Genomic DNA, 26420 nt, shown 5'->3' on the forward strand with positions numbered 1-26420 from the left:
CGATGCGGCGTTGCAACGGAGTCGCTTGCCATATGTTCTCTTTATGTTCTAATCTCGCATCATGTCCCTTCCGCCGCCCGATCCCTTTCTCCGCCTCAAGGCGCGCGGCGCCGCGACGAATGCGGCCGGCCGGTTCGAGCCCTATGCGAGGATACATGAGAACGACGGCTGGGAAATTCCGGAAGACGAACGGCTGATGCGAACCGAAGTCTCCGAGGAGCGGCCGCGTTCCGTCATCAACCTTGTCGCCTCGCCCGATCTGCCCTTCGACCGGTCGATCAATCCCTATCGCGGTTGCGAACACGGCTGCATCTACTGCTTCGCGCGTCCGAGCCATGCCTATCTCGGGCTGTCCGCGGGGCTGGATTTCGAAACCAGGCTCGTCGCCCGGCCCACCGCTCCCGACCAGCTGGAACGGGAACTGGCGCGGCGGTCCTACAGGCCCGCTCCGATGGCGATGGGAACGAACACCGATCCCTACCAGCCGATCGAAGCGCGCTACCGGATCATGCGCCGCATCCTTCAGGTCCTGTCGGACTGGAATCACCCGGTGGCCATCGTCACCAAAGGGGCGCTGATCACCCGCGATATCGACCTTCTTGCGGACATGGCCGGGCGCGGCCTCGCCCATGTCGGCATCTCCGTCACCACACTCGATCCCGGCCTCTCGCGGCGGCTGGAGCCGCGCGTGCCCTTGCCGGAACGACGCCTCGCCACGATCCGGGCGCTGGCCGATGCCGGCATTCCGGTCCGGGTGATGGTGGCGCCGGTCATCCCGGTCCTGACCGAGCCGGAGCTGGAGCGCATCCTGACGGCGGCGCGCGAGGCGGGCGCCATGGCGGCCTCGTGGATCCTTCTGCGCCTGCCGCATGAGGTGGCGCCGCTTTTTCGCGACTGGCTTACCCGGCATGAGCCGGGGCGGGCCATCCATGTCATGAACCGCTTGCGGGAGATGCGCGGCGGCAAGGACTACGATGCCGAATGGGGCAGGCGGATGCGGGGCGAGGGCGCCCATGCCGACCTCCTCGCCCACCGCTTCGCCATAGCGACCCGACGGCTCGGTTACGCCAGGGACCTCCCGCCGCTCGACGTCGCGTGTTTCGGGCCGCCGGCGCGCCCCGGCGACCAGCTCAGCCTTTTCTGACGGCGCCCATCTTCTGCCGCGCCCGCCTTCTTCTGTTCGAAAATACTCCGGGGGAGTCGCCGCGCCAGCGGCGACGGGGGCAGCGCCCCCGCTAACCTCTCAGCCGCGCCGGCGTCCGCGCCGCTCGCGGCCGGCGGCGGAGTCGTCGCCGGTCCCGTCCGAGGCCGAGGAAAAGCCGCCGAGCTTGGCGGTGATCTCGTCCAGCGTCGGGCGCGGCCCGCGCGGGCGGCTCTCCAGCGCGGCGCGCATCGCCCGAAGATGCTCCGGCATCGTGCCGCAACAACCGCCGATGATCGTCGCCCCGGCATCGCGGGCGAGAACGGCGTATTCCGCCATCAGGTCCGGCGTGCCATCATAGTGGATGTGGCCCTCGTGATATTTCGGGATGCCGGCATTTCCCTTCGCGATGATCGGCCTTTCCGGCCCCGCCGCGACGAAGCCGAGAACCGTGCGCATCAGGTCGGCCGCGCCGACGCCGCAATTGGCGCCGAAAGCGAGGGGCGGGTGGTCCAGCCTGTCGACCATCGCCACCATCTGCGCCGAGGTCAGCCCCATCATCGTGCGGCCCGCCGTGTCGAAGCTCATCGTGCCGCACCAGGGCATGCCGGCCTTGGCGCAGGCCTCCGCCGCCGCGCGGAACTCCTCGGCCGCCGAGATCGTCTCGACCCAGAGAACGTCCGCGCCGCCTTCCTTCAGACCCTCGGCCTGTTCATGGAACATCTCGACGGCAAGCTCGTGCGTCAGCGATCCCATCGGCGCCATGATCTCGCCGGTCGGCCCCATCGAACCCGCGACGACGACATCCCGGCCGGCGGCATCGGCGATCTCGCGGCCAAGTGCCGCGCCGATCCGGTTCAGCTCGCGGACCCGGCCTTGCGCGCTGTGAAGCTTCAGCCGGCTCGCATTCCCGCCGAAGGTATTGGTGAGGAAGATGTCCGACCCGGCATCGACCGCGCCGCGATAGAGCGTGCGGATATTGTCCGGCTTGTCGGTGTTCCAGAGTTCCGGCGCCTCTCCGGCGGTCAGTCCCATGTTGAAGAGGTTCGTCCCGGTCGCACCGTCGGCCATGAGCCAGTCGCGCGAGGCCAGAAGACGGGAGAGGAGGTCGCTCATCGGGAAAGCCTTTCGGTTATATCCTCGTCCGCACGACGCGGCGGCCGGTATTCCCCCCGATGTGCCACGCCCATGCGGATGAATCAAACCGATCTTGTGCATGAAGATGATGCGCCGCCGTAAAGCGCGGGTGTCCGGGAGGTCACGCCGCCGGTCGGGCCGGGGCCGCGCGGAAGGGCGCGATGCGGGTGGCCCGGCCCTCGGGGTCGACCGGATCAGGCAGGGGCGCGGGCCGATGGATCACCCGGCGATGTCGGGCGCGGCGCGGATAAGCAAGGGCAAGAACGGAGCGGCGATGGTGAGGCGTTCCCGCCAAGGTACAAAGGTTGAATAGACGCGCGCGAAACCGCATGCGCCAGTGGGCATTTCAATCGGCTGGACAGACCGCGAAGTGCATCATGTGAACGCCTCAGGCTGGCCGGGCAGCCGGCCGGTGCACGGTGCCGGCGCTGCGCACCGGCTCGCGGCGCCTCGTCCGCTCAGCCCTCGGTCATGACCTGGCGCTTGGCCTCGACCATCAGCTCGGCCATCTTGCGGCGGATCGTCATCTCGTCTGCCTTGTCGCCGAGGTCGCCCGCGACCTTGCGGAAGACATCCTCGTCACCGGCCTCCTCGAAATCCGAGACCACCACTTCCTTGGCGTATCCGGCCGCATCCTCGCCGGTCTTGCCCAGAAGCTCGGCCACCCAGAGCCCGAGAAGCTTGTTGCGCCGGGCTTCCGCCTTGAACTTCATCTCTTCGTCATGGGCGTACTTGGCCTCGAAAGCTTGCTCGCGGTCGTCGAAGGTGGTCATTCCGGGGCCCCCATCTGGTCAGGTTTCGTTGATCTCCATATGCCCGCCGCGCCCGGCCTTCGCAAGTCCCCTGTCGGCTCCGCCCGGCAATGGCTTGCGGCAGTGGGCCGCTTGTCCTATAGCGGCGGCTCAGAAGCGCCGCGTATTCCGGCGCGCCCGAACGGAGCTATCATGGCACGTCGCAAGAAAATCTACGAAGGCAAGGCGAAGATCCTCTACGAAGGCCCGGAGCCCGGCACTTTCGTTCAGTATTTCAAGGATGACGCCACCGCCTTCAACGCCCAGAAGAAGGCGACGATAGAGGGCAAGGGCGTGCTGAACAACCGGCTGTCGGAATACTTCATGCAGGGGCTGACGAATATCGGCATCCCCAACCACTTCATCCGCCGCATCAACATGCGCGAGCAACTGATCCGCCAGGTGGAGATCATTCCCCTCGAGGTGATCGTGCGCAATTTCGCCGCGGGCTCGCTCTCCAAGCGCCTCGGAATGGAGGAGGGGACGGCGCTGCCGCGTCCCATCGTCGAATACAGCTACAAGAACGACGCGCTCGGCGACCCGATGGTCAGCGAGGAATACATCCTCGCCTTCGGCTGGGCCAACCAGCAGGACATGGACGACATCGTCTCGCTCGCGCTCCGGGTCAACGATTTCCTCTCCGGCGTCTTCTACGGCGTCGGCATCAAGCTCATCGACTTCAAGATCGAGATCGGGCGGATCTGGGACGGCGATTTCATGCGGCTCATCGTGGCGGACGAGATCTCGCCGGACAGCTGCCGGCTCTGGGACATCAAGACCGGCCAGAAGCTCGACAAGGACGTGTTCCGCCGCGATCTCGGCAACCTGACGGATGCCTATTCCGAGGTCGCCCGCCGGCTCGGCGTCCTGCCGACCCAGACCACGCATCTCACCAAACCGACGCTGATCAACTGAAAGGCCGCCCGACGATGAAAGCCCGTGTCCATGTCATGCTCAAGGATGGCGTCCTCGATCCGCAGGGCGAGGCGGTCAGGCACGCGCTCGGCACGCTCGGCTTTCAGGGCGTCGAAGGCGTCCGTCAGGGCAAGGTGATCGAGCTCGATCTCGCCGCGACCGACAAGGCCGCCGCCGAGGCCGAGGTCAGGGAGATGTGCGAAAAGCTCCTCGCCAATACCGTGATCGAGAAATACACGATTGAAGTGACGGGCGAGACCGCCTGATGCGCGCGGCGCTCCTGACCCGATACCGTGCGCCGCTCGACATCACCGATCTTCCCGACCCGGACTGCCCCGAGGATGGCGTGATCCTGCGGACGCTGGCTTGCGGCGTCTGCCGCTCCGACTGGCACAGCTGGACCGGCTCGGATCCCGACATCACGCTGCCGCAGATCCCCGGCCACGAATATTGCGGCGTGGTCGAGGAGGTCGGCCCCCGCGTCAGCCGCTGGAAGACCGGCGACCGCGTCATCGCGCCATTTATCCTCGCCTGCGGTCAATGCCCGGCCTGCGCCGCCGGCAACCAGACCACCTGTCCCACCCAGATTATCCCCGGCTTCACCCATCCCGGCGCCTTTGCCGAACGCATCGCCGTCCCGCGCGCCGACCAGAACCTCGCGCGCCTGCCCGCGGCGATGGACCCCGCACTCGCCGCTTCCCTCGGCTGCCGGGTGACGACCGCCTGGCACGGGCTCACGGGCCGCGCGGGTCTGCGTGCGGGCGAATGGCTCGCCGTCTTCGGCACCGGCGGGGTCGGGCTCTCGGCCATGCTCCTTGCCCGCGCCCTGGGCGCGCGGGTCGTCGTCGTCGACGTGGTCGCCGAGAAACTGGCGCATGCGAAAGCGCACGGCGCCGACGCCATCGTCAACGCCGCCGAAACCGATCCCGTCGCGGCGCTCCGCGACATCACCGGCGGCGGCGCCGATGTCGCCATCGAGGCGCTCGGGATCGAGGAAACCACCGTCAACGCACTGAAATCGCTACGGAAACTTGGCCGCATGGTGCAGATCGGCATGCCGGCCGGCAAGCACACCCAGATGACCCTGCCGATGGACGCGGTCTATTCCGGGCAACTGGCGATCTACGGCACGCGCGGCATGCCCGCCTGGCGCTATCCGAGCCTTCTGAGCCTGATCGAGGCGGGCCAGGTCGACCTCACCCCGCTCATCGCCCGCCGGGTCCGCCTCTCGGACGCCTCCGCCGAACTTGCCGCCTTCGACCATCCGGCCCCGCCCGGCGTCGCCGTCATCACCGATTTCAGCAACTGAGACTTCATCTTCCCGGAAATATCCCGGGGTTTGGGGCAGAGCCCCAATCCGCCGCTGGAACCCGGCGCCGGTTTGAGGTAACAGCCGGGCCATCGCCCAAGCCCGAGGACCGCCCATGAAAGCCGCCGTCATCACCTTCCCCGGTTCCAACTGCGACCGCGACCTCGCCGTCGCCTTCGACCAGGCGGGCGCGGAGGTGACACGTGTCTGGCACAAGGACGCGGAACTGCCCAAAGGCATCGACATCGTCGCGATCCCTGGCGGGTTCTCCTTCGGCGATTACCTGCGCTGCGGCGCCATCGCCGCGCAGTCGCCGGTCGCGACCGCGATCAAGGGGTTCGCCGAGAAGGGCGGACATGTCCTCGGCATCTGCAACGGCTTCCAGGTGCTCACCGAAACCGGTCTGCTTCCGGGCGTGCTGATGCGCAATGCCGGCCTGAAATTCGTCTGCAAGACGGTGAAACTGAAGGTCGGGACCGCCGACAGCGCCTTTACCAACCTCTGGAACAAGGGCGACATAGCCTCCGTGCCGATCGCCCATCACGACGGCAACTACACGATCGACGCCGCCGGGCTTGAGCGGCTGAAGGCCGAAGACCGCATCGCCTTCACCTATCTCGATAACCCCAACGGCTCGATGGACGGAATCGCCGGCATCCTGTCCGAGAACCGCCGCGTTCTCGGCATGATGCCGCATCCCGAGCGCATGGCCGAGGCGGCGCATGGCGGCACCGACGGATCGGTACTTTTCCGCTCGCTGATGGCGGCGCTGGCGCTGGCCTGACCGGGAGTGCTTGAGGCAACCGGGCCGCGCGCCTAGACTGCAAGCATGGCCGACGCGCCCGACACGACGACAGACCCCGACCCGAACGCGGCCGACATCGGCGGCGCGCCCGTGCTTGTGCCGCTCACGACCGAAATGTCGGGCATCGTCTCGGTGCGCAATCCCTGGTGGCTCCGCCTGATCGTCGTCACCTTCATCGCCGCAGCGGTATCGGTGATCTGGTACACCAATTCCTTCCTGACCGACCGGTTCACGGAGACGACGCGCAACCGGGCCGAGGTGCGGCTCGCGCTCTATACCGGCCATATCCTCAGTGAATTGCAGCGCACCTCCGTCGTCCCGCTTCTTCTGGCGCGCGACCCCGCGCTCATCAGCTCCCTCAATTCCGGGGATTTCTCGACGACCTCGCAGCGGCTCATCTCCGCCCAGGACGAGATCGGCGCCGCCTCGATCGTGCTTCTCGACGCGACGGGCCGCGCCGTGGCGGCAACCGATCGCACCCAGATCGGCTCGAACCACTCGACGGCCGCCCATTTCGTCAATGCGCAGCGGTCCAAGGACACTGTCTTCACCCTCGCCGGGACATCGTCGGGCGGATACGAGTTTTCGTATTCCCGCGCCGTCCTGTCCGAGAACCACCTGGTAGGCGTGATCGTCGTCGGCGCCGAACTGCAGAAGTTCGAGCGCGTCTGGTCCGGCATCTCCGAAGCCGTCGCCGTCGTCGACAGCGAAAACCGGGTCATCCTGACGACGGAACCGCGCTGGCGCGGCCAGACGCTGGGCGAGGCCCTCGCCGGGCGGCCGGCGCCTTCGGCGCTCGAACGCGCTTTCCAGGCGACGGCCGACTGGGCGAACGATCCGCCCGATGCCTATGTGCGCGGCGAGGCCGTGATGCGCAACGACGCGCGCATCCCGTTCCGCGGCTGGCGGTTCATCAGCTTCACCACCTACGATTCGATCCGCGAGCGGGTGAATTCCGTCCTCGCGCTCGAAATCATGGGGTTCGCGGTCCTGCTGGCGCTGATCTTCTACGTCCTCTCGCGCCGGGCCCGGTCGCAATCCGCCGTTTTCCGGCGGGAATCGGCGGAACTGCGCCAGCTTAACGCGCGTCTCCAGCGGGAAATCGCCGAGCGCGAGAAGGTGCAAAAAGACCTCGCCGTGGCCGAACAGACTCTGGCGCAATCCTCAAAACTCGCGGCGCTCGGCGAGATGTCGGCGGCGGTCAGTCACGAGCTCAATCAGCCCCTCGCGGCGATGAAGACCTACCTTGCCGGGGCCCGGCTTCTGCTCCAGCGCCGGCGCCCGGAAGAGGCGTTGTCGTCCTTCCAGCGCATCGACGATCTGATCGAGCGGATGGGCGCGATCACCCGCCAGCTCAAGAGCTACGCCCGCAAGGGCGGCGAGGCGTTCGAAGCCGTGGATGTAAGGGCTTCCGTATCGTCTGCGCTGTCGATGATGGAGCCGACATTGCGCACCCGGTCGATCAAGATCACCCGGATGATGCCGCGTGCGCCGGTGATGGTCCTGGCCGACAAGGTGCGGCTGGAACAGGTCATCATCAACCTTCTGAGAAACGCCCTCGATGCGACCAAGACCGTGACCGACCCACAGGTCGAGATCCTTCTGACAGCGGGCGAGACGGCGACGCTTGCGGTGCGCGACAATGGCCACGGGATCGACGATCTCGATAACCTTTTCGAGCCGTTCTACACGACGAAGAAGCCCGGCGAGGGGGTCGGGCTGGGACTTGCCATTTCCTCGGGGATCGTCAAGGACCTTGGGGGACGGCTGACGGCGCGCAACGCGCCGGGCGGGGGGGCTGTATTCGAGGTCCAGCTCCCCATATTGACTGAGAAGACGCAAGCAGCGGAATGAGGTGTGCGATGGCGCGCGCGATGAAAGTGGCAATCGTCGATGACGAACAGGACATGCGGCAGTCGATCAGCCAGTGGCTGGCGCTTTCGGGCTTCGACACCGAGACCTATGCCAGCGCCGAGGAGGCGCTGAAGGCGATCGGGGCCGATTATCCCGGTGTCGTCGTCTCGGATATCAAGATGCCCGGCATGGACGGCATGGCCTTCCTCAAGCGCCTGATGAGCGTCGACAGCGGCCTTCCGGTGATCATGATCACCGGCCACGGCGACGTGCCGATGGCGGTGGAGGCGATGCGGGTCGGCGCCTATGACTTCCTTGAAAAGCCGTTCAACCCCGACCGGATGACCGACCTCGCCAAGCGGGCGAGCCAGACGCGGCGCATGACGCTCGACAACCGCGCTTTGCGCAAGGAACTGTCGGACGGCTCCACGATCATGAAGAAGCTGATCGGCGCCTCGCCGGCGATGGAGCGGCTGCGCGAGGATATCCTCGATCTCGGGCAGGCCGACGGCCATGTGCTGATCGACGGCGAGACCGGGACCGGGAAGACGCTCGTGGCGCACGCGCTTCATGCCGTCGGACCGCGCGCAGGCAAGAAATTCTGCGTGATCTCCTGCGCCGCCTTTTCCGAGGACCAGCTTGCCACCCGGCTCTTCGGCCCGATGGAGGAGGGCGGTCAGATCCCGCTTGTCGAGGAGGCGCGCGGCGGGACGCTGGTGCTTGAGGATGTCGAGGCGCTGAGCCAGGGGCTCCAGGCCCGGCTCCTGACCTTCATCAACGATCAGGGCACACCGGCCGAGACCCGGATCATCGCGATCTGCAACGACCACGAACAGGGCCGCACGGTCGAGGACGCGCTGCGCCCCGACCTCTACTACCGGCTCGCGGCGCTCAAGATCATGCTTCCGCCCCTGCGCCAGCGCGGCGAGGATATCCTGACGCTCTTCACCCGCCTCGCGGAGCAATTCGCCGAGGAGTACGGCTGCGACGCGCCACAGGTGACGGCGCAGGAAGCCGCGCAGCTTCTTCAGGCGCCGTGGCCCGGCAATGTCCGCCAGCTCATCAACGTGGCGGAGCGGGCGGTTTTGCAGAACCGCCGCGGGTCCGGCTCCATCGCCTCGCTTCTCATGGCCGAGAACGAGGAGGCCGGCCCGGCGATGACGACCGAGGGCAAACCGCTCAAGGATTACGTCGAGAGCTTCGAGAAGATGCTGATCGACAATACGATGCGCCGCCACAAGGGCTCCATCACCGCGGTGATGGAGGAACTCAGCCTGCCGAGGCGGACGCTGAACGAGAAGATGGCGAAATATTCCCTGCAGCGGGCCGACTATCTCTGATCGAAATCACAAGGCGAAACGGCCTCCGATCCGGTGCCGCCAGAGCGGCGGCGGCGCCTTGTCACCATCGGCGGCCAAATTGGCCATTGTCTTTGACCGGCCTTCGCCGCTAAAATCGCCGAATGTCGCTCATCGCGCGTCGCGTGTGAGGCGATCCATCAGATTCTCTGCCGATCCGGTGTCCCGGCACCACAGCCCCGATTCGGAATATGGCAGGCCGAATGGCCGCAAGGCCGCACTTACGCCCCCGACCGTATTTGGCCGGGGCCAGAAATGGATACCGAAAGGTATCCGGGACAGAACCGCGATGAAACGCGTGAGGACAGAGCAGCGGATCACAGGCTGGCCATTGGCCGCCCCCGCTGCATTTTCCCCGCCCGGAATCGCCTCAGCAATTGACCGCGACATCTCGTCCGCCCCGCAAGGGTCTCGGGCCTCTGTCGCGTTCGGAAAGATCACATGGCCAAGAAAATGCTCATCGATGCCACCCACGCGGAAGAGACCCGCGTCGTGGTGGTCGACGGAAACAAGGTTGAGGAATTCGACTTCGAGACCGTCAACAAACGCCAGCTTGCCGGCAATATCTACCTAGCGAAAATCACCCGGGTCGAACCCTCGCTTCAGGCGGCCTTCGTCGATTACGGCGGCAATCGCCACGGTTTCCTTGCCTTCTCGGAGATCCATCCCGACTACTACCAGATTCCCGTCGCCGACCGGCAGGCACTTCTGGCGGAGGAGCGGGCCTATGCCGAGGCGCTCGACGCCGAGGAGAACGGCGGCGGCCGCCAGCGTCGGCGCGGCAAGTCGCAGAACCGGGCCGAGAAGGCGCGCCGCGACGACGTCGTGACGACCAGCGACGACATTCCTGGCATGACCGTCCTCGACCACAGCGATGAGACGGAGACCGAGGACGAGGCGCTGAACGCACCTGCAACCGGGACCGTGAGCGAAGAGCCCGCGGCCGAAACCCCGTCCGAACCCGCGCCCGAGCGCGAGGAACCCTATGTCGCCGCCGACCACGCCTCCGACACCGACGAGGACATCGAATCCGTCGCCGAAGAGGATGTGAGCGAGGAAATCCGCCAGCCCCGCAAGCCGCGGCCGCGCAAGTACAAGATCCAGGAAGTGGTCAAGGTCCGGCAGATCATGCTGGTCCAGGTGGTCAAGGAGGAACGCGGCAACAAGGGCGCGGCGCTGACGACCTATCTCAGCCTCGCCGGCCGCTACTGCGTGCTGATGCCGAACACCGCGCGCGGCGGCGGCATTTCCCGCAAGATCACCAATGCCGCCGACCGCAAGAAGCTGAAGGAGATCGCGGGCGAGATCGAGGTGCCGGATGGCGCCGGCCTCATCATCCGCACCGCCGGCAGCCAGCGGACCAAGTCCGAGATCAAGCGCGACTACGAATACCTCATGCGGCTCTGGGAGCAGATCCGCGATCTCACGCTGAAGTCGATCGCGCCTGCGCCGATCTATGAGGAAGGCGACCTCATCAAGCGCACGATCCGCGACCTCTACAACAAGGACATCGACGAGGTTCTCGTCGAGGGCGCGGACGGCTACCGCGCGGCCAAGGACTTCATGAAGATGATCATGCCGTCCCACGCCAAGAACGTGAAGCATTACCACGAGGGCCTGCCGCTCTTCGCCCGCTTCCAGGTCGAAAGCTACCTCGCCGCGATGTTCAACCCGACCGTCCAGCTCAAGTCCGGCGGCTATATCGTCATCGGCGTGACTGAAGCTCTCGTCGCCATCGACGTGAACTCCGGCCGGGCGACCAAGGAAGGCTCGATCGAGGAAACCGCGCTCAAGACAAACCTCGAGGCGGCCGAGGAAGTGGCGCGGCAGCTCCGGCTTCGCGACCTCGCCGGCCTCATCGTCATCGACTTCATCGACATGGAAGAGCGGCGCAACAACGCCGCCGTCGAGAAGCGCCTGAAGGAAAAGCTGAAATCCGACCGGGCGCGGATCCAGGTCGGCCGCATCTCGGGCTTCGGCCTTCTGGAGATGAGCCGCCAGCGGCTCCGCCCCGGCATGCTGGAGGCGACGACGGCGCCGTGTTCGCATTGCCACGGCACCGGGATCATCCGCTCCGACGACAGCCTCGCGCTTCAGGTCCTGCGCCAGCTGGAAGAGGAGGGGACGCGCAAACGCTCGCGCGAGGTGCTCCTCAAGGCCCCCGTCGCGGTCGTCAACTTCCTCATCAACCAGAAACGCGAGCATATCGCCCAGATCGAGGCCCGCTACGGCATGGCCGTCCGGATCGAGGGCGACCCGGCGATGGTGAGCCCGGACTTCTCGATCGAGAAGTTCAAGACGGCGACCCGCAACGTGCCGGAAGCCGTCACGCCGGTCGTCTCGGTCGATGCCCTGCGGATGGACGAACCGGAGGAGGAAGACGAGGCGATCGTCGAAGAGGACGACGAGGCCGAGGACACCCCCGCCGCCGCGACGGGCGAGGGGGAAGGCGAGCCCGGCCGCAAGAAGAAACGCCGCCGGCGGCGGCGGCGGAAGTCCGGCGGTGGCGGTCAGGCCGAGGTGTCGGCGGACGCCACGGACGACAGTGCCGAGGACGTGGCCGAGCCGGCTCTGCCCGAGGATGTGGCCGAAGAATCTCCCGCGCCGGAAGAGGCGGCAAAGCCGAAACGGACGCGCAGCCGTGGCCGGTCGAAGTCCAAGCCGACCGAAGAGCCCGCCGTGGAAGCGGCGGCGGTGGCCGAGGCGGCGGTAGAGACCCCGACGGAAGCCGAAGCTCCGGCCGAAGCCGAAGCCCCGATTGAAGAAGCGAAGCCAAAGCGGCGCACGGCCGCGCGGAAGAAGCCCGTGAAGGATGACACCGCGCCGGACGCCGCAGCCGAGGAGAAAGCACCGAAACCCCGCGCCACGCGGTCGCGGGCGAAGGCAAAGGCGGCCGAAGCCCCGGAACCCGTAGCCGTGCCGGTCACCGAACCCACCGCAGCCCCCATCGCTGAACCGGCCGTCGTTGCCGCGCCCGCGCCGGAACCGATGCCGGAGCCGGTCGCCGCGTCGGCATCGGCCGCGCTTCAACCCGATCCGGATCTCGGTGGCGAGATTGCGGCGGAGGAAGAAACGAAGCCCAAGCGTCGTGGCTGGTGGTCGCTCGGTCGCTGAACCGGCGCCGACAGGAAAGGAAAAGCCGGGCCGTCAAGCCCGGCTTTTTTGTCTGCGTCGGGCCTTCCCTGTGGGCGAAGCCGCATCCAGCAATGCCGTTCGCGCCGCCACACCGATGTGACACCCCGTGACCGATTGCCCGCGTGACGGCGGGCGAGCCTTCGGATAAGGGTTGGCCATGTTCGAGACTGGCATCATGGATGCGGGCTTCGCGCTCGCCGCGCTCATCGCCCTTTTCGCGGGGGTACTCTCCTTCCTCAGCCCCTGCGTGCTGCCGATCGTGCCGCCGTACCTTGCCTATATGGGCGGCATCAGCATGGGCGAGATGCGGGACGCACGCGCCGGGCGGCGGCGGACGCTGGCGGCGGCGGGCTTCTTCGTCCTCGGCCTCTCGACGGTCTTCCTGTTCCTCGGCTTCACCGCCTCGGCCTTCGGGCAGTTCTTCCTGCGCAATCAGGACTGGTTCGCCTCTATCGCCGGCATCGTGGTAATGGTCTTCGGCGCGCATTTTCTCGGCGTCTTCCGGATTCCCTTCCTCGACCGTGAAGCGCGGATCGATGCCGGCGATCAGGGTGGGTCGGCGTTCGGCGCCTATATCCTCGGGCTTGCCTTCGCCTTCGGCTGGACGCCCTGTATCGGGCCACAACTCGGCATGATCCTGGCGCTTGCGGCGCAGGACGGGTCGATTACCCGGGGCACGGCGCTTCTTGCCGTCTATGCGATCGGGCTCGGGATTCCGTTCCTGCTGGTCGCCGCCTTCTTTCCGCGCCTCACGGGCGTCATGGCATTTCTCAAGCGCCACATGACCCGCATCGAGCGGATCATGGGCCTGCTTCTCTGGACTATCGGCCTTCTGATGCTCACAGGCGGGTTCAGCCAGTTCTCCTACTGGCTCCTGGAGACGTTCCCGTCGCTCGCCACCCTCGGCTGATCCCGGTCAGCCGGCGCAGGCCCCCCCGAGCTTCGCCAGCACCGCGTCGCCGTCCTCGGCGCTCATGTACCGGCTCCAGCCCAAACGGTAGGAAAGTCCGTCGCCCGCCTTGTTGATGAACTCGGCCAGAGTATCTCCTGCTGGGCTGAGGATCAGAAGGCGGCCTGAATTCTCCTCCTCGACCATGAAGTTCCCGTCCGGCATGCGCCTGAAAAGCCCTTCGAAGAGCGTCTTGACGTCAGGTTTTTCCATCATCTGGACCCAGGGATTGCTGGTCTGCCCGGTATCGAAATCATAGGCCGTGATCTCGTTCGTCCCATGCACACGCGCGCCGGTGCCCTTGTCGTAGGCGTTGTTGTTGAAAACCGCGATCCGGTGGCTGTCGAGGATGTCGACGTCATGCTGGGCAAGCCACGGCCCCTGCTGCTGCCAGACAATCTCGTCCGTCGACGGACGGTAGAGCATCAGCATCGAGAGGTGCCGGAAACTCAGGAAAAGGTCGCCCTTCTTCCAGTGGGGGCCATCTTCCAGAACCGGCTGGATATCGTTGATGTGAATCGGGTCCTTCTGATAGCGCCCGGCGGTGAAGAGCGCGTATTCCATCCCGTGGCGCAACAGGATCTCCGCCGCCGAGATGTTTTCGAGCACCGTCCCGTCGGCCCCGATATGGGCGAGGGAATCCTCGACGAAATCCGGCGAGACGCGCTCGATCTTGCTCGGCTCGATATAGGACGGAATCCACCAGCCGCCGGCCCCGTCGCTTTCGGTCGAATGGTGGAACAGAAGCTCCGTCTGACCCCAGACTTTTTTCGAACAGGCGTCGAGCGCGAAGAGGAAGGACTGGTGATCCTTGATGATCAATGCGCCGTTCTCGGTAAGAATGGGGTGAATTGCGCGATAGTGCGTCGTGTTCCAGTTCGTGTACTCGGCGATTCGCGAATCGCGCGGGGTGCCCGCGAGAAGCGAGTCGGCATCCGGCGCCCAGCTGTGTTTCACCATGCCGTCGGCCAGTGAGACGAGTTCGACGATATGCCGGGCGCGGTCGCCGTCATAGCGCGACAGAAGGACGTATCCGGTTTCTTTCGCGCCCGCGGCAAAGGTCCAGCCGGCGGGTTTGTCGGCAAACCGGTTCGGCACGAAGGCGGCCATCGAAAGGTCTTTGCTGAGGAGTTCCTTAAGGGTGTCGGGGATTTCGGCGATGTCGAGGGCCGCAGGCCCGATCGGCCCGAACCGGTGGGTTTCACGCTCGCCGTCCAGGACCGCCGCGCCGAAGCCGACCGCCCCGAGCGTGCCGATCAGAAACAGGATCAGAACCACCCAGAATTCGATCTTCGCGAAAAGCAATCTTTGCATCAAACCACCCATTTGCAGCCCATTTTCCCCGCAGGGCCGACAGTAACACCGCCGGGGCGCCCGACAAAGCCGCAATCCGGGCTGGTATTGCCGGCTTGTGCTAGGAATTTCAGGGAGATGAGGCGCGATTCGAGGCGTCGGCTTTGGCAAGATGACGGAGGTCGTGCTAGCGTTCGGAGCGCGGCTATTGCGTCCGGCCCGAGCCGGCGGCGGTGGCGACCGAAGGACATTTGAGAATGATTTTGATCACCCCATGCGCAAAGATGCGCGCCGCGTTTTCCGCCCCGGACAATCGCGGGACCGGCGCGGCAGGGGTCGCCGCGCCGGGCGGGGTGTCACGCCGAGGTCCAGCGCAACTCGCCGTCGAGCTTGCCGTTCTGGACCAGACCGCGCAGCACGTTCAGCCGAATGAAGCGCGACTCGCGGATCGCCTCCGCGCCGAAGTCGATGGCCCGGACCTCTTCAGCGAGTTCCCTGACGGCCGTGGCGAAGTCCTTCTGCGGCTGATGGTTCGGGGCAAGCGCCGCGAAACGCGCGAAATCCACGCGGTAGGAGCGCTTGTCGGGGGCGGCGTTCGTGTTGATCTCGACCGCGACGCCGCCGAGAAGTTCCGCCACTTCGCGGGCCAGCTGGCCGACCTGCCAGGTCCAGGCCTGACTGCCGACATTGACCTCGACCATGCTGTCGCCAGCCCGTGTCACCGCCCATTCGATGGCGCGCGACATGTCCTCGACATGGATCAGGGGGCGCCAGGGCGAGCCGTCCGAAAGCACCTCGATCTTGCCGGTGCGCAGCGCCGTCGCCACGAAATCGTTGAGGACGAGGTCGAGCCGCAGCATCGGGCTCGCGCCGCAGGCGGTGGCGAAGCGCAGGGACGTGATCATGAACTCGTCGGTGGCCAGCCCGCGCAGCCCTTCCTCCGTCGCGACCTTGGATTTCGCGTAGGCGGTGAGCGGGTTCAACGTGTCGGTCTCTTTCCGCAGGCTGTCCGATCCCGCGCCGTACATCGAGCAGGACGAGGCGAAGACGAAGCGCCTGACGCCGGCCGCGCGCGCGGCCCTGGCGGCCTTCAGGACGGCGGCCGAGTTGATGTCGGCGGTGGCGTCCTCGAACTCCTTGCCGATCGGGTCGTTCGACACGGCGGCAAGGGCGACGACGGCATCCATCCCCTTGAAGTCCGCCTCGGTCAGGTCGCGCACATCGGCGCGGCGCTGGCTGGCGAAGACGGGATCGGGGAAGGGCGCGGCCTCGGAACCTGTGAACCAGTTGGCGTCGATGCCGTGAACGGCGATGCCGGGCAGCGCGCGGGTCAGATGGGTGGCGACGACCGGGCCGATATACCCGCGATGGCCGACAAGCAGAATGTTCATGTTCAACGTCTTCCTTTTCAAATGCCGCCGGAGCCGGTTCCGGGGGCTCGTCCCTGTCGGTCCGCCGACCGACGGAGGACGGCGGCCCTGGCCGGCTGGCGGTGGTCCCCCCAGCGCCATAGCTGTAGCGAAACCAAGGGCTTTGTGCTACCCCGCTGCGCGGGGATCGAGTGCGCCGGAACGGGACGAAACGGTCCCGGCAGCCGGCGTGAGATGGGGCGGCTGGACTCCGGTCCCGCGGATCTGCCCGTCAGGCGTGTGAAGGAGTTCAGATCATGAAATGCGTTCTGCTGGCCGGAGGGCTCGGCACCCGCCTTGCCGAGGAAACGGTGCGGATCCCCAAGCCGATGGTCGAGATCGGCGGCCGCCCGATCCTGTGGCACATCATGAAGATCTACGCCGCCCACGGCATCAACGACTTCGTCGTCTGCTGCGGATACAAGGGCTACGTGATCAAGGAATATTTCGCGAACTACTACCTGCATGGCGCCGACGTGACCTTCGACCTCCGGAAGGGCACGACAGAGATCGTCAACAACCAGACCGAGCCGTGGCGCGTGACACTGATCGATACCGGTCAGGAAAGCATGACTGGCGGGCGCCTGCGCCGTGTGATGCCCTACCTCAAGGACGAGGAGGCGTTCTGCATGACCTATGGCGACGGCGTCGGAAATATCGACGTGACGCAGCTCATCGCCTTCCACAAGGCGCATGGGCGCATGGCGACCGTGACGGCAGTGCCGCCCGCCGCGCGCTTCGGCCGGCTCGACATCAGCGACGGTCACGTGCGGGAATTCTCTGAAAAGCCGGCCGATGACGGCGGCGTCATCAATGGCGGCTACTTCGTCCTGTCGCCTCAGGTGGCCAGGTATCTCGAGGACGACGCCACGATCTGGGAACGCGCGCCGCTCATGGGTCTCGCCCACGACGGAGAGTTGATGGCCTACGAGCACAAGGGCTTCTGGCAGCCGATGGACACGATCCGCGAGAAGCAGGAGCTGGAGGCGTTCTGGGCGACGGGGAAAGCGCCATGGAAGATTTGGTAAGGGCCGGGACGACCCATCAGACAGGAGAGTATCGCGTGACCAGTTATCCGAAATGCCGGCATTGCGGCGCCGAAATGCCGTTGACCTTCGTCGATCTCGGGCTCTCGGCCGTGGCCAATTCCTACGTGCCGATGGACAAGGCGGACGAGCCGGAGCCGAAATACACGCTCCACACCCGCGTCTGCGAAAACTGCTGGCTGGTGCAGGTCGATGAGGATGTGCCGCCGGAAAAGATCTTCACCGGCGATTACGCCTATTTCTCCTCCTTCTCCGACAGCTGGCTTGCGCATATGAAGGCGTATGCCGACATGGTGACCGAGCGCTTCGGTCTCGGCCCGGATAGCTTCGTGATCGAGATCGCGTCGAACGACGGCTACCTTCTGAAGAATTTCGTTGCGGTCGGCATCCCGGTTCTCGGGATCGAGCCGTCCGGCTCCGTCGCCGCGGCTGCCGAAAAGGCGGGGGTGCCGACGCTCGTGGACTTCTTCGGCGAGCGCATCGCCAAGAAACTTTATGACGAGGGCAAGCGGCCGGACCTCATCTGCTCGGCCAACGTCCTTGCCCATGTCCCCGGCATCAACGACTTCGTAGCGGGCATCGCGCAGCTTTTGACCGGGGACGCCGTCTACACGGTCGAGTTCCCGCATCTCCTGCGCCTCGTCAAGGAGGTGCAGTTCGACACGATCTATCACGAGCACTATTCCTACCTGTCGCTCCTCGCGGTCGAAAAGGTGTTCTCGTCCAAAGGCTTGCGCGTCTTCGACGTGGAGGAACTGCCGACCCACGGTGGATCCTTGCGGGTCTATGCCTGTCGCAGTGACGCCTCCCACGCCGAATGCTCCGGCGTCGCCAAGGTGCGCGGCGACGAGGCGGCCGCGAGGCTCGACAGCGCCGCCGGATACGAAGGGTTTTCCGAACGGGTCGAAGCGGTGCGTGACGGCCTTCTGGATTTCCTGAAAAAAGCAAACGCGCAAGGCAAGCTCGTCGCCGCCTACGGGGCGGCCGCGAAAGGCAACACGCTTCTCAACTATTGCCAGATCGGCCCCGACCTCGTCGCCTATTGCGTCGACCGCAATCCGGCCAAGCAGAACACGCTTCTGCCCGGCAGCCGCATCCCGGTCTTCGACGTCGATGAACTCAGGACACGTCAACCCGACTTCGTGCTGATCCTGCCATGGAACCTCAAGGCCGAGGTCATCCGCCAGCTTTCGGACCTTCGCGATGGCGGCACCCGCTTTGTCACCGCCGTCCCGGCGATCTCCGTGACGGCATGAGCGCGGGGCGCGTCCTCCTGACCGGCGGGTCCGGTCTGATCGGTCGCCATGTCGGCGCGGCGCTGAGGGCGCTTGACTACGAGGTCGTGGCGGTGTCGCGCCGCCCCGGCTGCATGACCGGGAACCTTCTCGACGATCCCGAGGGGATCGTGGTGCGGGCCGGGGCGGATCACCTGATCCATCTCGCCTGGCATGACGGCGCGGATCGCTGGAGCGCGCCGGAAAACCTCGATTGGGTGGGGGCAAGCCTCCGGCTTCTGCGCGCCTTCGCGGAGGCTGGGGGCACCCGCGCGGTGATGGTGGGAAGCTGCGCCGAATACGACTGGTTGGACGGCCACCTGACCGAAACGACGCCGCTCAGGCCCGCCACGCTCTACGGTGCCGCCAAGGCCGCGACCTCAATGGCCGCGCTGGCCGGAGCAGGGGTGATGGGCGTTTCGCTCGCCTGGGCGCGGCCCTTCTTCTGCTACGGGCCCGGCGAGCCGAAGGGGCGGCTCTTCGGCGACCTCATCAAGGGGCTTGCCGCCGGCGAGACGGTGGACTGCACAGACGGCCTCCAGCGCCGCGATTTCCTCCACGCCGCCGATATCGCCGAGGCGCTCGTCCTGCTCCTGGCCGGCGAGGTCGAGGGGGCGGTGAATATCGGGTCGGGCCATGCCGTGCCGGTCAAGGACATGATCGAGAAGATCGCCCGCGACATGGGGCGCGAGGACCTTATCCGCTTCGGCGCGCGGCCGCGCCCTGAGAACGACCCCGCGCTGATCGAGGCCGACGTGACCCGGCTCAGTCGCGATGTCGGCTTCCGACCCCGCTTTGACATGGAAACCGGCATCCGCGCGGTCCTGAAAGCGGAAGGAGTGATCCGGTGATCGTCGCCCTCCGTGCCCGCCCCGAACTCTGGCGTTTCTTGAAATTCCTCGTCGTCGGCGTCGCGAATACCGCCTTCGGCTTTGCCGTCTACGCCGTGCTCCTCCGGCTTCTCGGCCTGCCCTGGCAATGGGCGCTCGGGCTCTCCTATGTGATCGGGGTTCTGTGGAACTTCGTCATGCATGGCCGCATCGTATTCGGCACGCAAGGGTTGCGCCGGCTGCCGGCCTACGTCCTGGCCTATGTCGCGCTCTTTTTCCTCAACAAGTGGGTGCTGAGGGCCGCCATCGACACCGGCCTCTCGGAGCTTTGGGCACAGGCGCTCCTCGTCCTGCCGATGGCGATGGTGGCCTTTGTCTTCGTCTCGCTCGCATTGACCGGGCGGCTGCCTTTCGGAAAGGGATCTTCATGACGTTTGCCGGTACCCGGACCGAGACCGCGCCGCGCGCGATGCTGATCCTCGGCCTTGTCGTGCTGGTCTCGGCGGCGGTGACGCTGGCCGGCCTGCCGGTCTTGCGCGACACGCTGATGCAGTGGGATCTTGGCCTCGGCGACAGCCCGTATTTCCTGCCCGGCCACGCGCTGGAACTCTACCTCGTTACCCCGGCGACCGCCCTTGCCACGAGCATCTTCCTCCTCGCCCCCGGCCTTATCCTCTCGGCCGTCTTCGGGCGACAGAAACATGCCGCGGCCTGGCTTGTCTCTGGCCTCACCATCGCGATCCTCGTCCATATCGGCGTGACCACGGCCTTCCAGCTCGCCACCGGCATCACCGCCAAGGGCACGACCTATGCCTGGCTCATCCTCGCGCTCGACATCGCCTGTCTCGCCATCGCCGGGCTCAGGCTGTCGGCGGGACAACCGCACCGGCTGCGGCTTCAGGGGCAGGGGGGCGATCTCTGGATCGCGCTCGGCCTCTTCTGGCTTTGCCTCGTTCTCTTCGCGCCCAAGTTCTACTGGGAGAACTTCACCGGCGACGGCTCTGGCTCCTTGCAGTTCGCGAGGCTCTATATCGCGAAGCTCTGGCCGTTCTGGACGCCGGAGGCCGGGCCGATCCGCAACGCGCCCGGCCTGACGATGGTCCTCTTCGTCATCCCGGAAAGCTGGTTCGTCCGGCTCTGGGGCGAATGGGAATTCTCGGTCCGTGCGCCTCTCCTCATGTATCTGGCGCTTCTCTACCCGGTGCTGACCCAGCTCATCCGCACCGGGCGAGAGTCGCTGCCCGCGCTCCGGCCCGCCGATCACGCGCTGATCGTCGCGGCACTCCTCCTCTACACGCTCGCCAATGTCTATTCAGGGGGCTACCACGTCTATTTCGGCGACAGCCCGATGCCCGCCGCGCGCGAGACGCTGTCGCTGATCTGCTTCCTCGGCTATGCGCTCTTCTTCATCGAGGACCGGCGCTGGCTGATGCTCGCCACCGGTGTGATGACCCATCTGGTGATCCCGACGGGCGGTCTCTGGCTTCTGATGTGGCCGGCCGCCGTGTTCCTCACCTTCCGGCCGATCCCCTGGGCGCGGCTCTTCGTGGCCGCAGGCGTCGTCGGCGTCGCCGGGTTCATCTCGGTGATCCTGCCGAAGATCATCGTGGTGCTCGGCCTGCCGTTCCCCGGCGACGAATTCGGCGCCGGAAACATCATCACGCGCCTGCGTTTCATGACCTTCGCGGATTGGAGCCGGTTCGCCTTCTGGGCCGTGCCCGCCGGCATCCTGCCCGCGCTTTTCCTTCTGACCTGGCCGAGGCAGGACCGGATCGCGCGGGCACTGACGCTGGTGACGCTTGGCTATTTCCTCTTCTTCTACCTCCAGGCCTACCGGGTGCTGCTGCACCATTTCATCCCGGCGATGATCCCCCCGCTGGTCGTCATGTACCGCTCAGAGCTTTGGGATCGCCATCAACCCGTGCTTCGCATCGCGGCGGCGGTGCTCATCGCGATCTCGGTCTGGCTGTCCTGGCCGCGCGAGATGAAGATGCACGGGTTCGAGCGGGTGATCGGCCAGCATGTCGTGACCGAGGGGCCGCTTTTCGAAAGCGCAGACCGCGGCGACGGCGACCGCTTCCGGGGCTTTGACGAAAAGGCCCTCGACATCGCACACGTCCTCCTCGGCAACCTCTTCAAGATGACCTATGGCGAGGACGACCCGAAGGAGCGCTACTACGGTGCGCCGCTGGTCTGGTGGTACTACTCGGAATTCGACAAGCCCGAGGGGCAGGCCATCAACTACGTCCTGAAGCCGCTCGATCAGGCGACCGGGGCCGACGGCACGCTTTTCGATGCAAAGGACGGCTACGGCCTCTACATCCGCGACATGGACCTTTATCAGGCGCATGCGACGACGAAGCTTCCGGTCGATACCGGGGCGGTGATCTATATCACACCGCGCACCGTGATCTACGGCCACGGCGCGAAACGGGGCGACCGCTTCGTCTTCGACATCGTGCCGCCGATCAAGCGGATGCTGGGACTGAAAGATCAATAGGGCAGGGTAATGGACAAGGCGAAACTCTTCTTCCTCATCGGCGCCGGCGCCTTGGTGCTCGGCGGCACCTTTACGGCCGGGCTTTACTCGGCCGTGCGCGAGAACAAGGCCTACGACCTGGTCTGGGGTACGCTCGACGAGGCCAAGACGCTTTACGAGGAGCTGCCGAACCTGCGCGGAACGGAACCGATCCACTTCCTGCGCCCGGCCCGCTACGAAGGCTCCGGCGTCACCGTGAACAGCTCCGGCAAGGACGACCTGATCCTGCTCTCGGGCTTCATGGACGGCAACAACCGCGCCCGGCTGATCCGCCGCGACGGCACCGTGGTGAAGGACTGGGAGCTCAGCGCCCATGCGCTTTTCCCCGACACCTCGTTCTTCCGCGACAACCCGGCGACCGACTGGAACGCGATCACCCACGGCACGATCATCACGCCGGGCGGCGACATCGTGTTCTCGTTCGAAAGCGGCGGCATGGCCAGGCTCGACCGCTGCGGCAAGCCGGTCTGGACGACGCCCGGAATCGTCAACCACCACTCGCCGAACTGGCTGTCGGACGGCGGCGTCGTGGTCTCGGGCGGCCGCTATGTCGACAAGCCGAACAGCCAGATTCCCTGGCCCTTCTCGGGGCCCTACTGGGAAGACCTCGTCTTCAAATACGACGCCGACGGCAACAAGGTCTTCGAAAAGGCCGTCACCGACCTGATGATCGAGAACGACATGGAGGCAGTCCTGACCTCCACCGGCTTCTTCAAGACGCGGGTGGGGGGCGAATTCCACCTCAACGAGGTGGAGGAACTTCCCGCGAGCCTCGCCGCCGACTTCCCGATGTTCGAGGCGGGCGACCTGATGCTGTCGCTCAGGAACCGCAACATGATCCTGGTGACCGATGCGGAGGTCACGAAGATCAAGTGGTGGAAGATCGGCCCCTTCATCCGTCAGCACGATCCGGATTGGGAAAAGGGCGGCAAGATCACAGTTTTCGACAACCATTCGGACGAAACCCTGGACGGGAGCCGCGGGGGAGGCAGCCGGATCTGGCAGATCGACCCGGCTACGGACGGGGCCGTGACCCTCTATGGCGGGCGCGAGGATCAGTTCATGTATTCGCCCGAACGCTCGACCCACCAGACCCAACCCGACGGCAACCTGATGATCACCGAGGCGCAATCAGGACGCGCCTTCGAGGTGACGCCGGCGGGCAAGATCGTCTGGGAATACATGAACCGCTACGACGCGGGCCGGGTCACCTGGCTTCACGATGCGGAGGTCTTGGACCCGTTCTACTTCACCGTCACCGACTGGAGCTGCAACTGAGGCGCCGCGCATAGCCAACCGCTCAGTTCATCGGCGTATGCCGGGTCCAATTCGCGTCATAGTGGATGATCTCGCGACCGGGAAAGGCCGCGCGGAGCGCATCCTCGTCGAGCGTTCCGGTGTCGTGCAGGAAGATCGGCCCCGGCCCGGATAGCCAAGGATCGTTAAGGATGAAGGCAGACCCCTCGTCGCCCGATTTCTTCATGATCACGATGGCGTTGCCGAATTGTCCGGTCGCGGCCGTCTCGCGGTAGGTCCTGTGGAAGTTGCCGTATTCGTAGAATTTCACCACGCCGCGCCACGGCGTGAAGACGAAAAGCCCGAAGACGCAGCAGAGCCCGAGAATGGAATCGATGCGGATGAAATTCATCCCGTCCGCCCCCGGAAAGCGGGCGCGCAGCGCGTCGTAGCCGCGGGCGGACAGGTAAAGCAGCGGGAAGGATGCGAGGAACCAGTAGCGCGGCCCGAAATAGTAGCTGTCGGCAAACCAGTAGAAGGCCATCGTCACGACCACCGCCCCGATCACGAGGACCATCACCCAGTCGAAGGCGAGCTTGCGCCCCTGCCAGAGGAAAAAGGCGAAGACCAGCGCCAGCGAGCCGACCGACCAGCCGAGAAGGTCGAATTGCAGGCTCGCGATCAGGTTGATCGTGTTCAGCACGGCCTCGACCGGCCCGTGCCCGACCCAGAGGTCGAGCATCCTCCAGCCGCCCGGCGGGCCGATCTCAGGCCCGAACCCGTAGGCATTCGCGCCCATCCCCCAATGGAGGTCGAGATAATCGCTGAGCGCGAGGCGGAGCGGCGATCCCGTCATCTGGTAATTGTGAAGAAGCAGCAGGCTCCCCGTGGCCGCGCAGCCCGCGACGTAAAGCGCGGCGCGCCGAGCCGAGCCGCCCGGTCCGGCCAGAACCCAAAGCCCGGTCAGCCCGCCGATCACCAGACCGTCGAGGGGCCGCGTCGCGAAGATCCAGCCCATGGCGAGCCCCGCGAGCACCAGCCGCCGCACCTCCCGCCCGCTTGCGGCGCGGGCGCGCAGCACCATCCACCACGCGAAAAGCATCAGCGTGAGGGTCAGCGTGTGCGGCATCAGCGAGGCCGCCGCGGCGATGAGCCAGGGCGAGGAGGCCATCATCAGCGCCACGAGGTCGGCCTGATCGCGGCCGACTTTCCTGAGCGCGATATCATAGGCGAGAAGCACCGAGATCCCGGCGAGGATCGGGTTGATGAGCCACGGCAGCCCCATCATCACGAAGGGCGCAAGCGCCAGCGGCCAGCCCGGCACCGAGGTCGAGAACCAGCGACCGTCCTTGACGTCGAGAAGGTAGTATTCGAGCCCCGGCAAAGCCGCATCAGGCGGTGCCGGCACGCTCAGCGCGCCCGAGGCGAAGGTGCGGGCCTGGAAGAGATAGGCGACCTCGTCCTCGACATGCGGCAGATGCTCGAACGCGAACTGCCCGAGCGCGAGGCTCGCCAGCACCATGAACGTTGCGGGCACGATCGGCGACAGCCGGTGAAGGCCGCTGATCGGGCTCCTGACCTGGCTCATCGCGACGAGGACCGAGAGGTGGAGGGCGATCAGCACCGCCCCGACGACGACATGCGCGAACCAGGCCACCGCCGCGCCGCGCCAGGCGTAGTTGAGAACCGGGGAGCAGAACGCGAAGCTGAGGCAGAGGAAGAGCGCGATCCGGCCCCAGCCCAATCGCCCGCCCGCCTCCGTCATGAGCCGCCCGACGCCGATCCGCGACAGCGCCGTCAGCGCCACCGCCGCCTCGATGGCCATCACGCCGACCATGACCCATTCCCGGCCGTTCTGCGGCTTAAGGTGCAGGGCAGGGAACCACAGGGGCTCCGTCATGTAGATCTGGGCGGCCCCTCCGGTCAGGAAGACGAAACCGAGCACCCCGAACCAGCCCGCCCCGCGTCGCACCGACAGGCCGAGCACCAGCAGGGCCAAAGCCAGAACCGAGAGCGCCCAGCGGTCGATCGGCTCGAACACCATTCCCGACGGCAAATTAGGTGCTGCCGTCGGAAGCAGGACGGCGGCAGCGAACACGGCGAACGCGGCGACAACAGCGGCCGGTCCGACCAGTCCGGAACGATAGGCCGGTGTCGTGGTCATGCTTTATGGGCAGCCAGCGACGTGACGCGGTCGGCACCGCCCTGGCGCCCCGGCGCGGCGATGTTGATCAACTCCTTCTCGATCACCGTCGGACCGCCGCGCACCTGGTTGTGGATCGCGGTGATGTATTCGCCGAGCATGCCGATGAAGAGAAGCTGGATCCCGGAAAGGAAGAACAGCGCCACGATGATCGTCGTCGTCCCGCGCGGCGCGTCGCCGATGCCGAGGAACCAGGCGAAGACCGAGAAGACCGAGAAGAGGATCGAGAACACGGCGATCCCGACCCCGACAAAGGTGCAGAACCGCATCGGCGCCTTGGTGAAGGCGAAGATCGCGTTCAGCGCCTGGTCGATCAGCATCATCAGGTTGTGCTTCGACACCCCGCGCTTCCGCGCCTTCCAAGTATAGGGGATGATGACCTTCTTGAACCCGACCGAGGCGATGATGCCGCGGATATAGGGGTAGTGGTCGTTGTGGCTGAGAACCGCGTCGAGCACCTTGCGGTCGACAAGCTGGAATTCGCCCACATCGGGCGAGAGTTCGAAATCGGACAGCCAGTTGACGATCCGGTAGAAGGCCTTGCGCGCCGAGCGCAGCATGAACCCTTCCTCGCGCGTGGAACGGGCGCCCGCGACCACGTCGTAGCCGCTTTCCCAGAGCTTCACGAATTCCGGCAGATGTTCGGGCGGATCCTGAAGGTCGACCGGCAACATGCAGAGCGTCGCATCCCCGGTGGAATGCCGGAGCCCGTTGAAGGTGGAGCGGTAGACCCCGAAGTTCCGCGCGTTGACCACGACCTTCACCGACGGATCCTTCGCCGCGATCGCGCGCAGAATCTCGACCGTGCGGTCGGAGGAGGCGTTGTCCACGAAGATGTGCTCGCGCTCGTAGCCGGGCAGATCGCGGTCGAAAATCGCCTTCACCGTCTCGTAACAGGTCTCGACGTTGTCTTCCTCGTTGTAACAGGGTGAAACGACAGTAATTTTCTTCATGGCGCTCAAATCCGGTGACTGGCTCTGATCATTGGTTCAAATGAGGCGAGCATTCCCCTTTGCCGCAGTGGCGCCCCGACTCGACGTCTTAGCAGTCTAGCGCAACTTCCACAGCCGCGAAGGAAAATTCGCGTCAGTACGATCCGGTTGGAACGGCGCGGCGGATGAAATCCGCTCTGAAATGGCGGATTGTGGACGAGCGCGGGACAAGCGGGCGGCAGCGGCGCGGGGTTGCGAAAAACG

The 26420-nt window shown here is 65.9% G+C and carries 21 protein-coding genes; 15 read left to right on the plus strand and 6 right to left on the minus strand.

Annotation, left to right across the window (positions count from 1 at the left end; translation table 11 throughout):
* The first annotated feature begins 61 nt into the window (after positions 1-61).
* Positions 62-1144, plus strand: a complete 1083-nt coding sequence (locus tag V5734_RS10880) for a PA0069 family radical SAM protein (protein WP_347313514.1) — start codon at positions 62-64, stop codon at positions 1142-1144.
* Positions 1145-1243: 99 nt separating this feature from the next.
* Here the strand turns inward: V5734_RS10880 and bmt are convergent, their stop codons facing one another.
* Both bmt and V5734_RS10890 read right to left on the minus strand, forming a co-directional pair.
* On the minus strand, positions 1244-2257 hold the full coding sequence (gene bmt, locus V5734_RS10885) for a betaine--homocysteine S-methyltransferase (RefSeq protein WP_347313515.1): 1014 nt from the start codon (positions 2255-2257) through the stop codon (positions 1244-1246).
* A gap of 479 nt (positions 2258-2736) precedes the next feature.
* Positions 2737-3051, minus strand: a complete 315-nt coding sequence (locus V5734_RS10890; RefSeq protein ID WP_347313516.1) for a DUF1476 domain-containing protein — start codon at positions 3049-3051, stop codon at positions 2737-2739.
* A gap of 171 nt (positions 3052-3222) precedes the next feature.
* Between V5734_RS10890 and purC the strand changes: the two genes are divergently transcribed.
* The 8 genes from purC (at position 3223) to V5734_RS10930 (ending at position 13355) form a co-directional block, all read left to right on the plus strand.
* Positions 3223-3984 carry a phosphoribosylaminoimidazolesuccinocarboxamide synthase gene (purC, locus tag V5734_RS10895; protein WP_347313517.1) on the plus strand — a complete coding sequence of 254 codons (762 nt, stop codon included), beginning with the start codon at positions 3223-3225 and terminating at the stop codon, positions 3982-3984.
* A gap of 14 nt (positions 3985-3998) precedes the next feature.
* Complete coding sequence (gene purS, locus V5734_RS10900) at positions 3999-4250, plus strand: phosphoribosylformylglycinamidine synthase subunit PurS (RefSeq protein WP_347313518.1); 252 nt, start codon at positions 3999-4001, stop codon at positions 4248-4250.
* Complete coding sequence (locus V5734_RS10905; RefSeq protein WP_347313519.1) at positions 4250-5293, plus strand: zinc-dependent alcohol dehydrogenase family protein; 1044 nt, start codon at positions 4250-4252, stop codon at positions 5291-5293. Before purS ends, V5734_RS10905 begins: the two co-directional genes overlap by 1 nt.
* Before the next feature lie 115 nt (positions 5294-5408).
* Positions 5409-6077, plus strand: a complete 669-nt coding sequence (purQ, locus tag V5734_RS10910; RefSeq protein WP_347313520.1) for a phosphoribosylformylglycinamidine synthase subunit PurQ — start codon at positions 5409-5411, stop codon at positions 6075-6077.
* A gap of 135 nt (positions 6078-6212) precedes the next feature.
* Positions 6213-7952, plus strand: a complete 1740-nt coding sequence (locus V5734_RS10915) for a sensor histidine kinase (protein ID WP_347313616.1) — start codon at positions 6213-6215, stop codon at positions 7950-7952.
* Between the two features lie 8 nt (positions 7953-7960).
* Positions 7961-9292 (plus strand): sigma-54-dependent transcriptional regulator, encoded by a 1332-nt coding sequence (locus V5734_RS10920; RefSeq protein WP_347313521.1) that lies wholly within the window; start codon positions 7961-7963, stop codon positions 9290-9292.
* 459 nt (positions 9293-9751) lie between these two features.
* Positions 9752-12424 carry an Rne/Rng family ribonuclease gene (locus V5734_RS10925; RefSeq protein ID WP_347313522.1) on the plus strand — a complete coding sequence of 891 codons (2673 nt, stop codon included), beginning with the start codon at positions 9752-9754 and terminating at the stop codon, positions 12422-12424.
* A gap of 178 nt (positions 12425-12602) precedes the next feature.
* Complete coding sequence (locus V5734_RS10930) at positions 12603-13355, plus strand: cytochrome c biogenesis CcdA family protein (protein WP_347313523.1); 753 nt, start codon at positions 12603-12605, stop codon at positions 13353-13355.
* 6 nt (positions 13356-13361) lie between these two features.
* On the opposite strand, the gene V5734_RS10935 is transcribed toward V5734_RS10930, so the two are convergent.
* Positions 13362-14708, minus strand: coding sequence for an arylsulfotransferase family protein (locus tag V5734_RS10935; RefSeq protein WP_347313524.1), 1347 nt, complete (start codon positions 14706-14708; stop codon positions 13362-13364).
* A gap of 335 nt (positions 14709-15043) precedes the next feature.
* Positions 15044-16078: an NAD-dependent epimerase/dehydratase family protein gene (locus tag V5734_RS10940; protein WP_347313525.1), complete on the minus strand. Its 1035-nt coding sequence runs from the start codon at positions 16076-16078 to the stop codon at positions 15044-15046.
* Between the two features lie 275 nt (positions 16079-16353).
* Between V5734_RS10940 and rfbF the strand changes: the two genes are divergently transcribed.
* Genes rfbF through V5734_RS10970 form a run of 6 tightly spaced genes read left to right on the plus strand, consistent with a single transcriptional unit; the run spans position 16354 to position 23063 of the window.
* A complete protein-coding gene (gene rfbF, locus V5734_RS10945; RefSeq protein ID WP_347313526.1) occupies positions 16354-17124 on the plus strand; it encodes a glucose-1-phosphate cytidylyltransferase in 771 nt (256 codons plus the stop codon).
* A gap of 35 nt (positions 17125-17159) precedes the next feature.
* Positions 17160-18398, plus strand: coding sequence for a class I SAM-dependent methyltransferase (locus V5734_RS10950; RefSeq protein ID WP_347313527.1), 1239 nt, complete (start codon positions 17160-17162; stop codon positions 18396-18398).
* Positions 18395-19267, plus strand: coding sequence for an NAD-dependent epimerase/dehydratase family protein (locus V5734_RS10955; protein ID WP_347313528.1), 873 nt, complete (start codon positions 18395-18397; stop codon positions 19265-19267). Before V5734_RS10950 ends, V5734_RS10955 begins: the two co-directional genes overlap by 4 nt.
* Entirely contained in the window at positions 19264-19677 is a 414-nt protein-coding gene (locus V5734_RS10960; RefSeq protein ID WP_347313529.1) for a GtrA family protein, read from the plus strand. Before V5734_RS10955 ends, V5734_RS10960 begins: the two co-directional genes overlap by 4 nt.
* Positions 19674-21746, plus strand: a complete 2073-nt coding sequence (locus tag V5734_RS10965; protein WP_347313530.1) for a hypothetical protein — start codon at positions 19674-19676, stop codon at positions 21744-21746. The genes V5734_RS10960 and V5734_RS10965 overlap by 4 nt, the downstream gene beginning before the upstream one ends.
* A gap of 9 nt (positions 21747-21755) precedes the next feature.
* Entirely contained in the window at positions 21756-23063 is a 1308-nt protein-coding gene (locus tag V5734_RS10970) for an arylsulfotransferase family protein (protein WP_347313531.1), read from the plus strand.
* 22 nt (positions 23064-23085) lie between these two features.
* Here V5734_RS10970 and V5734_RS10975 read toward each other — a convergent pair whose 3' ends face one another.
* Entirely contained in the window at positions 23086-25185 is a 2100-nt protein-coding gene (locus V5734_RS10975) for a glycosyltransferase family 39 protein (protein ID WP_347313532.1), read from the minus strand.
* Entirely contained in the window at positions 25182-26177 is a 996-nt protein-coding gene (locus V5734_RS10980) for a glycosyltransferase family 2 protein (RefSeq protein ID WP_347313533.1), read from the minus strand. Before V5734_RS10980 ends, V5734_RS10975 begins: the two co-directional genes overlap by 4 nt.
* Positions 26178-26420 lie beyond the last annotated feature (243 nt).

The sequence above is a fragment of the Defluviimonas sp. SAOS-178_SWC genome (assembly GCF_039830135.1).
Taxonomy (GTDB): Bacteria; Pseudomonadota; Alphaproteobacteria; order Rhodobacterales; family Rhodobacteraceae; genus Albidovulum.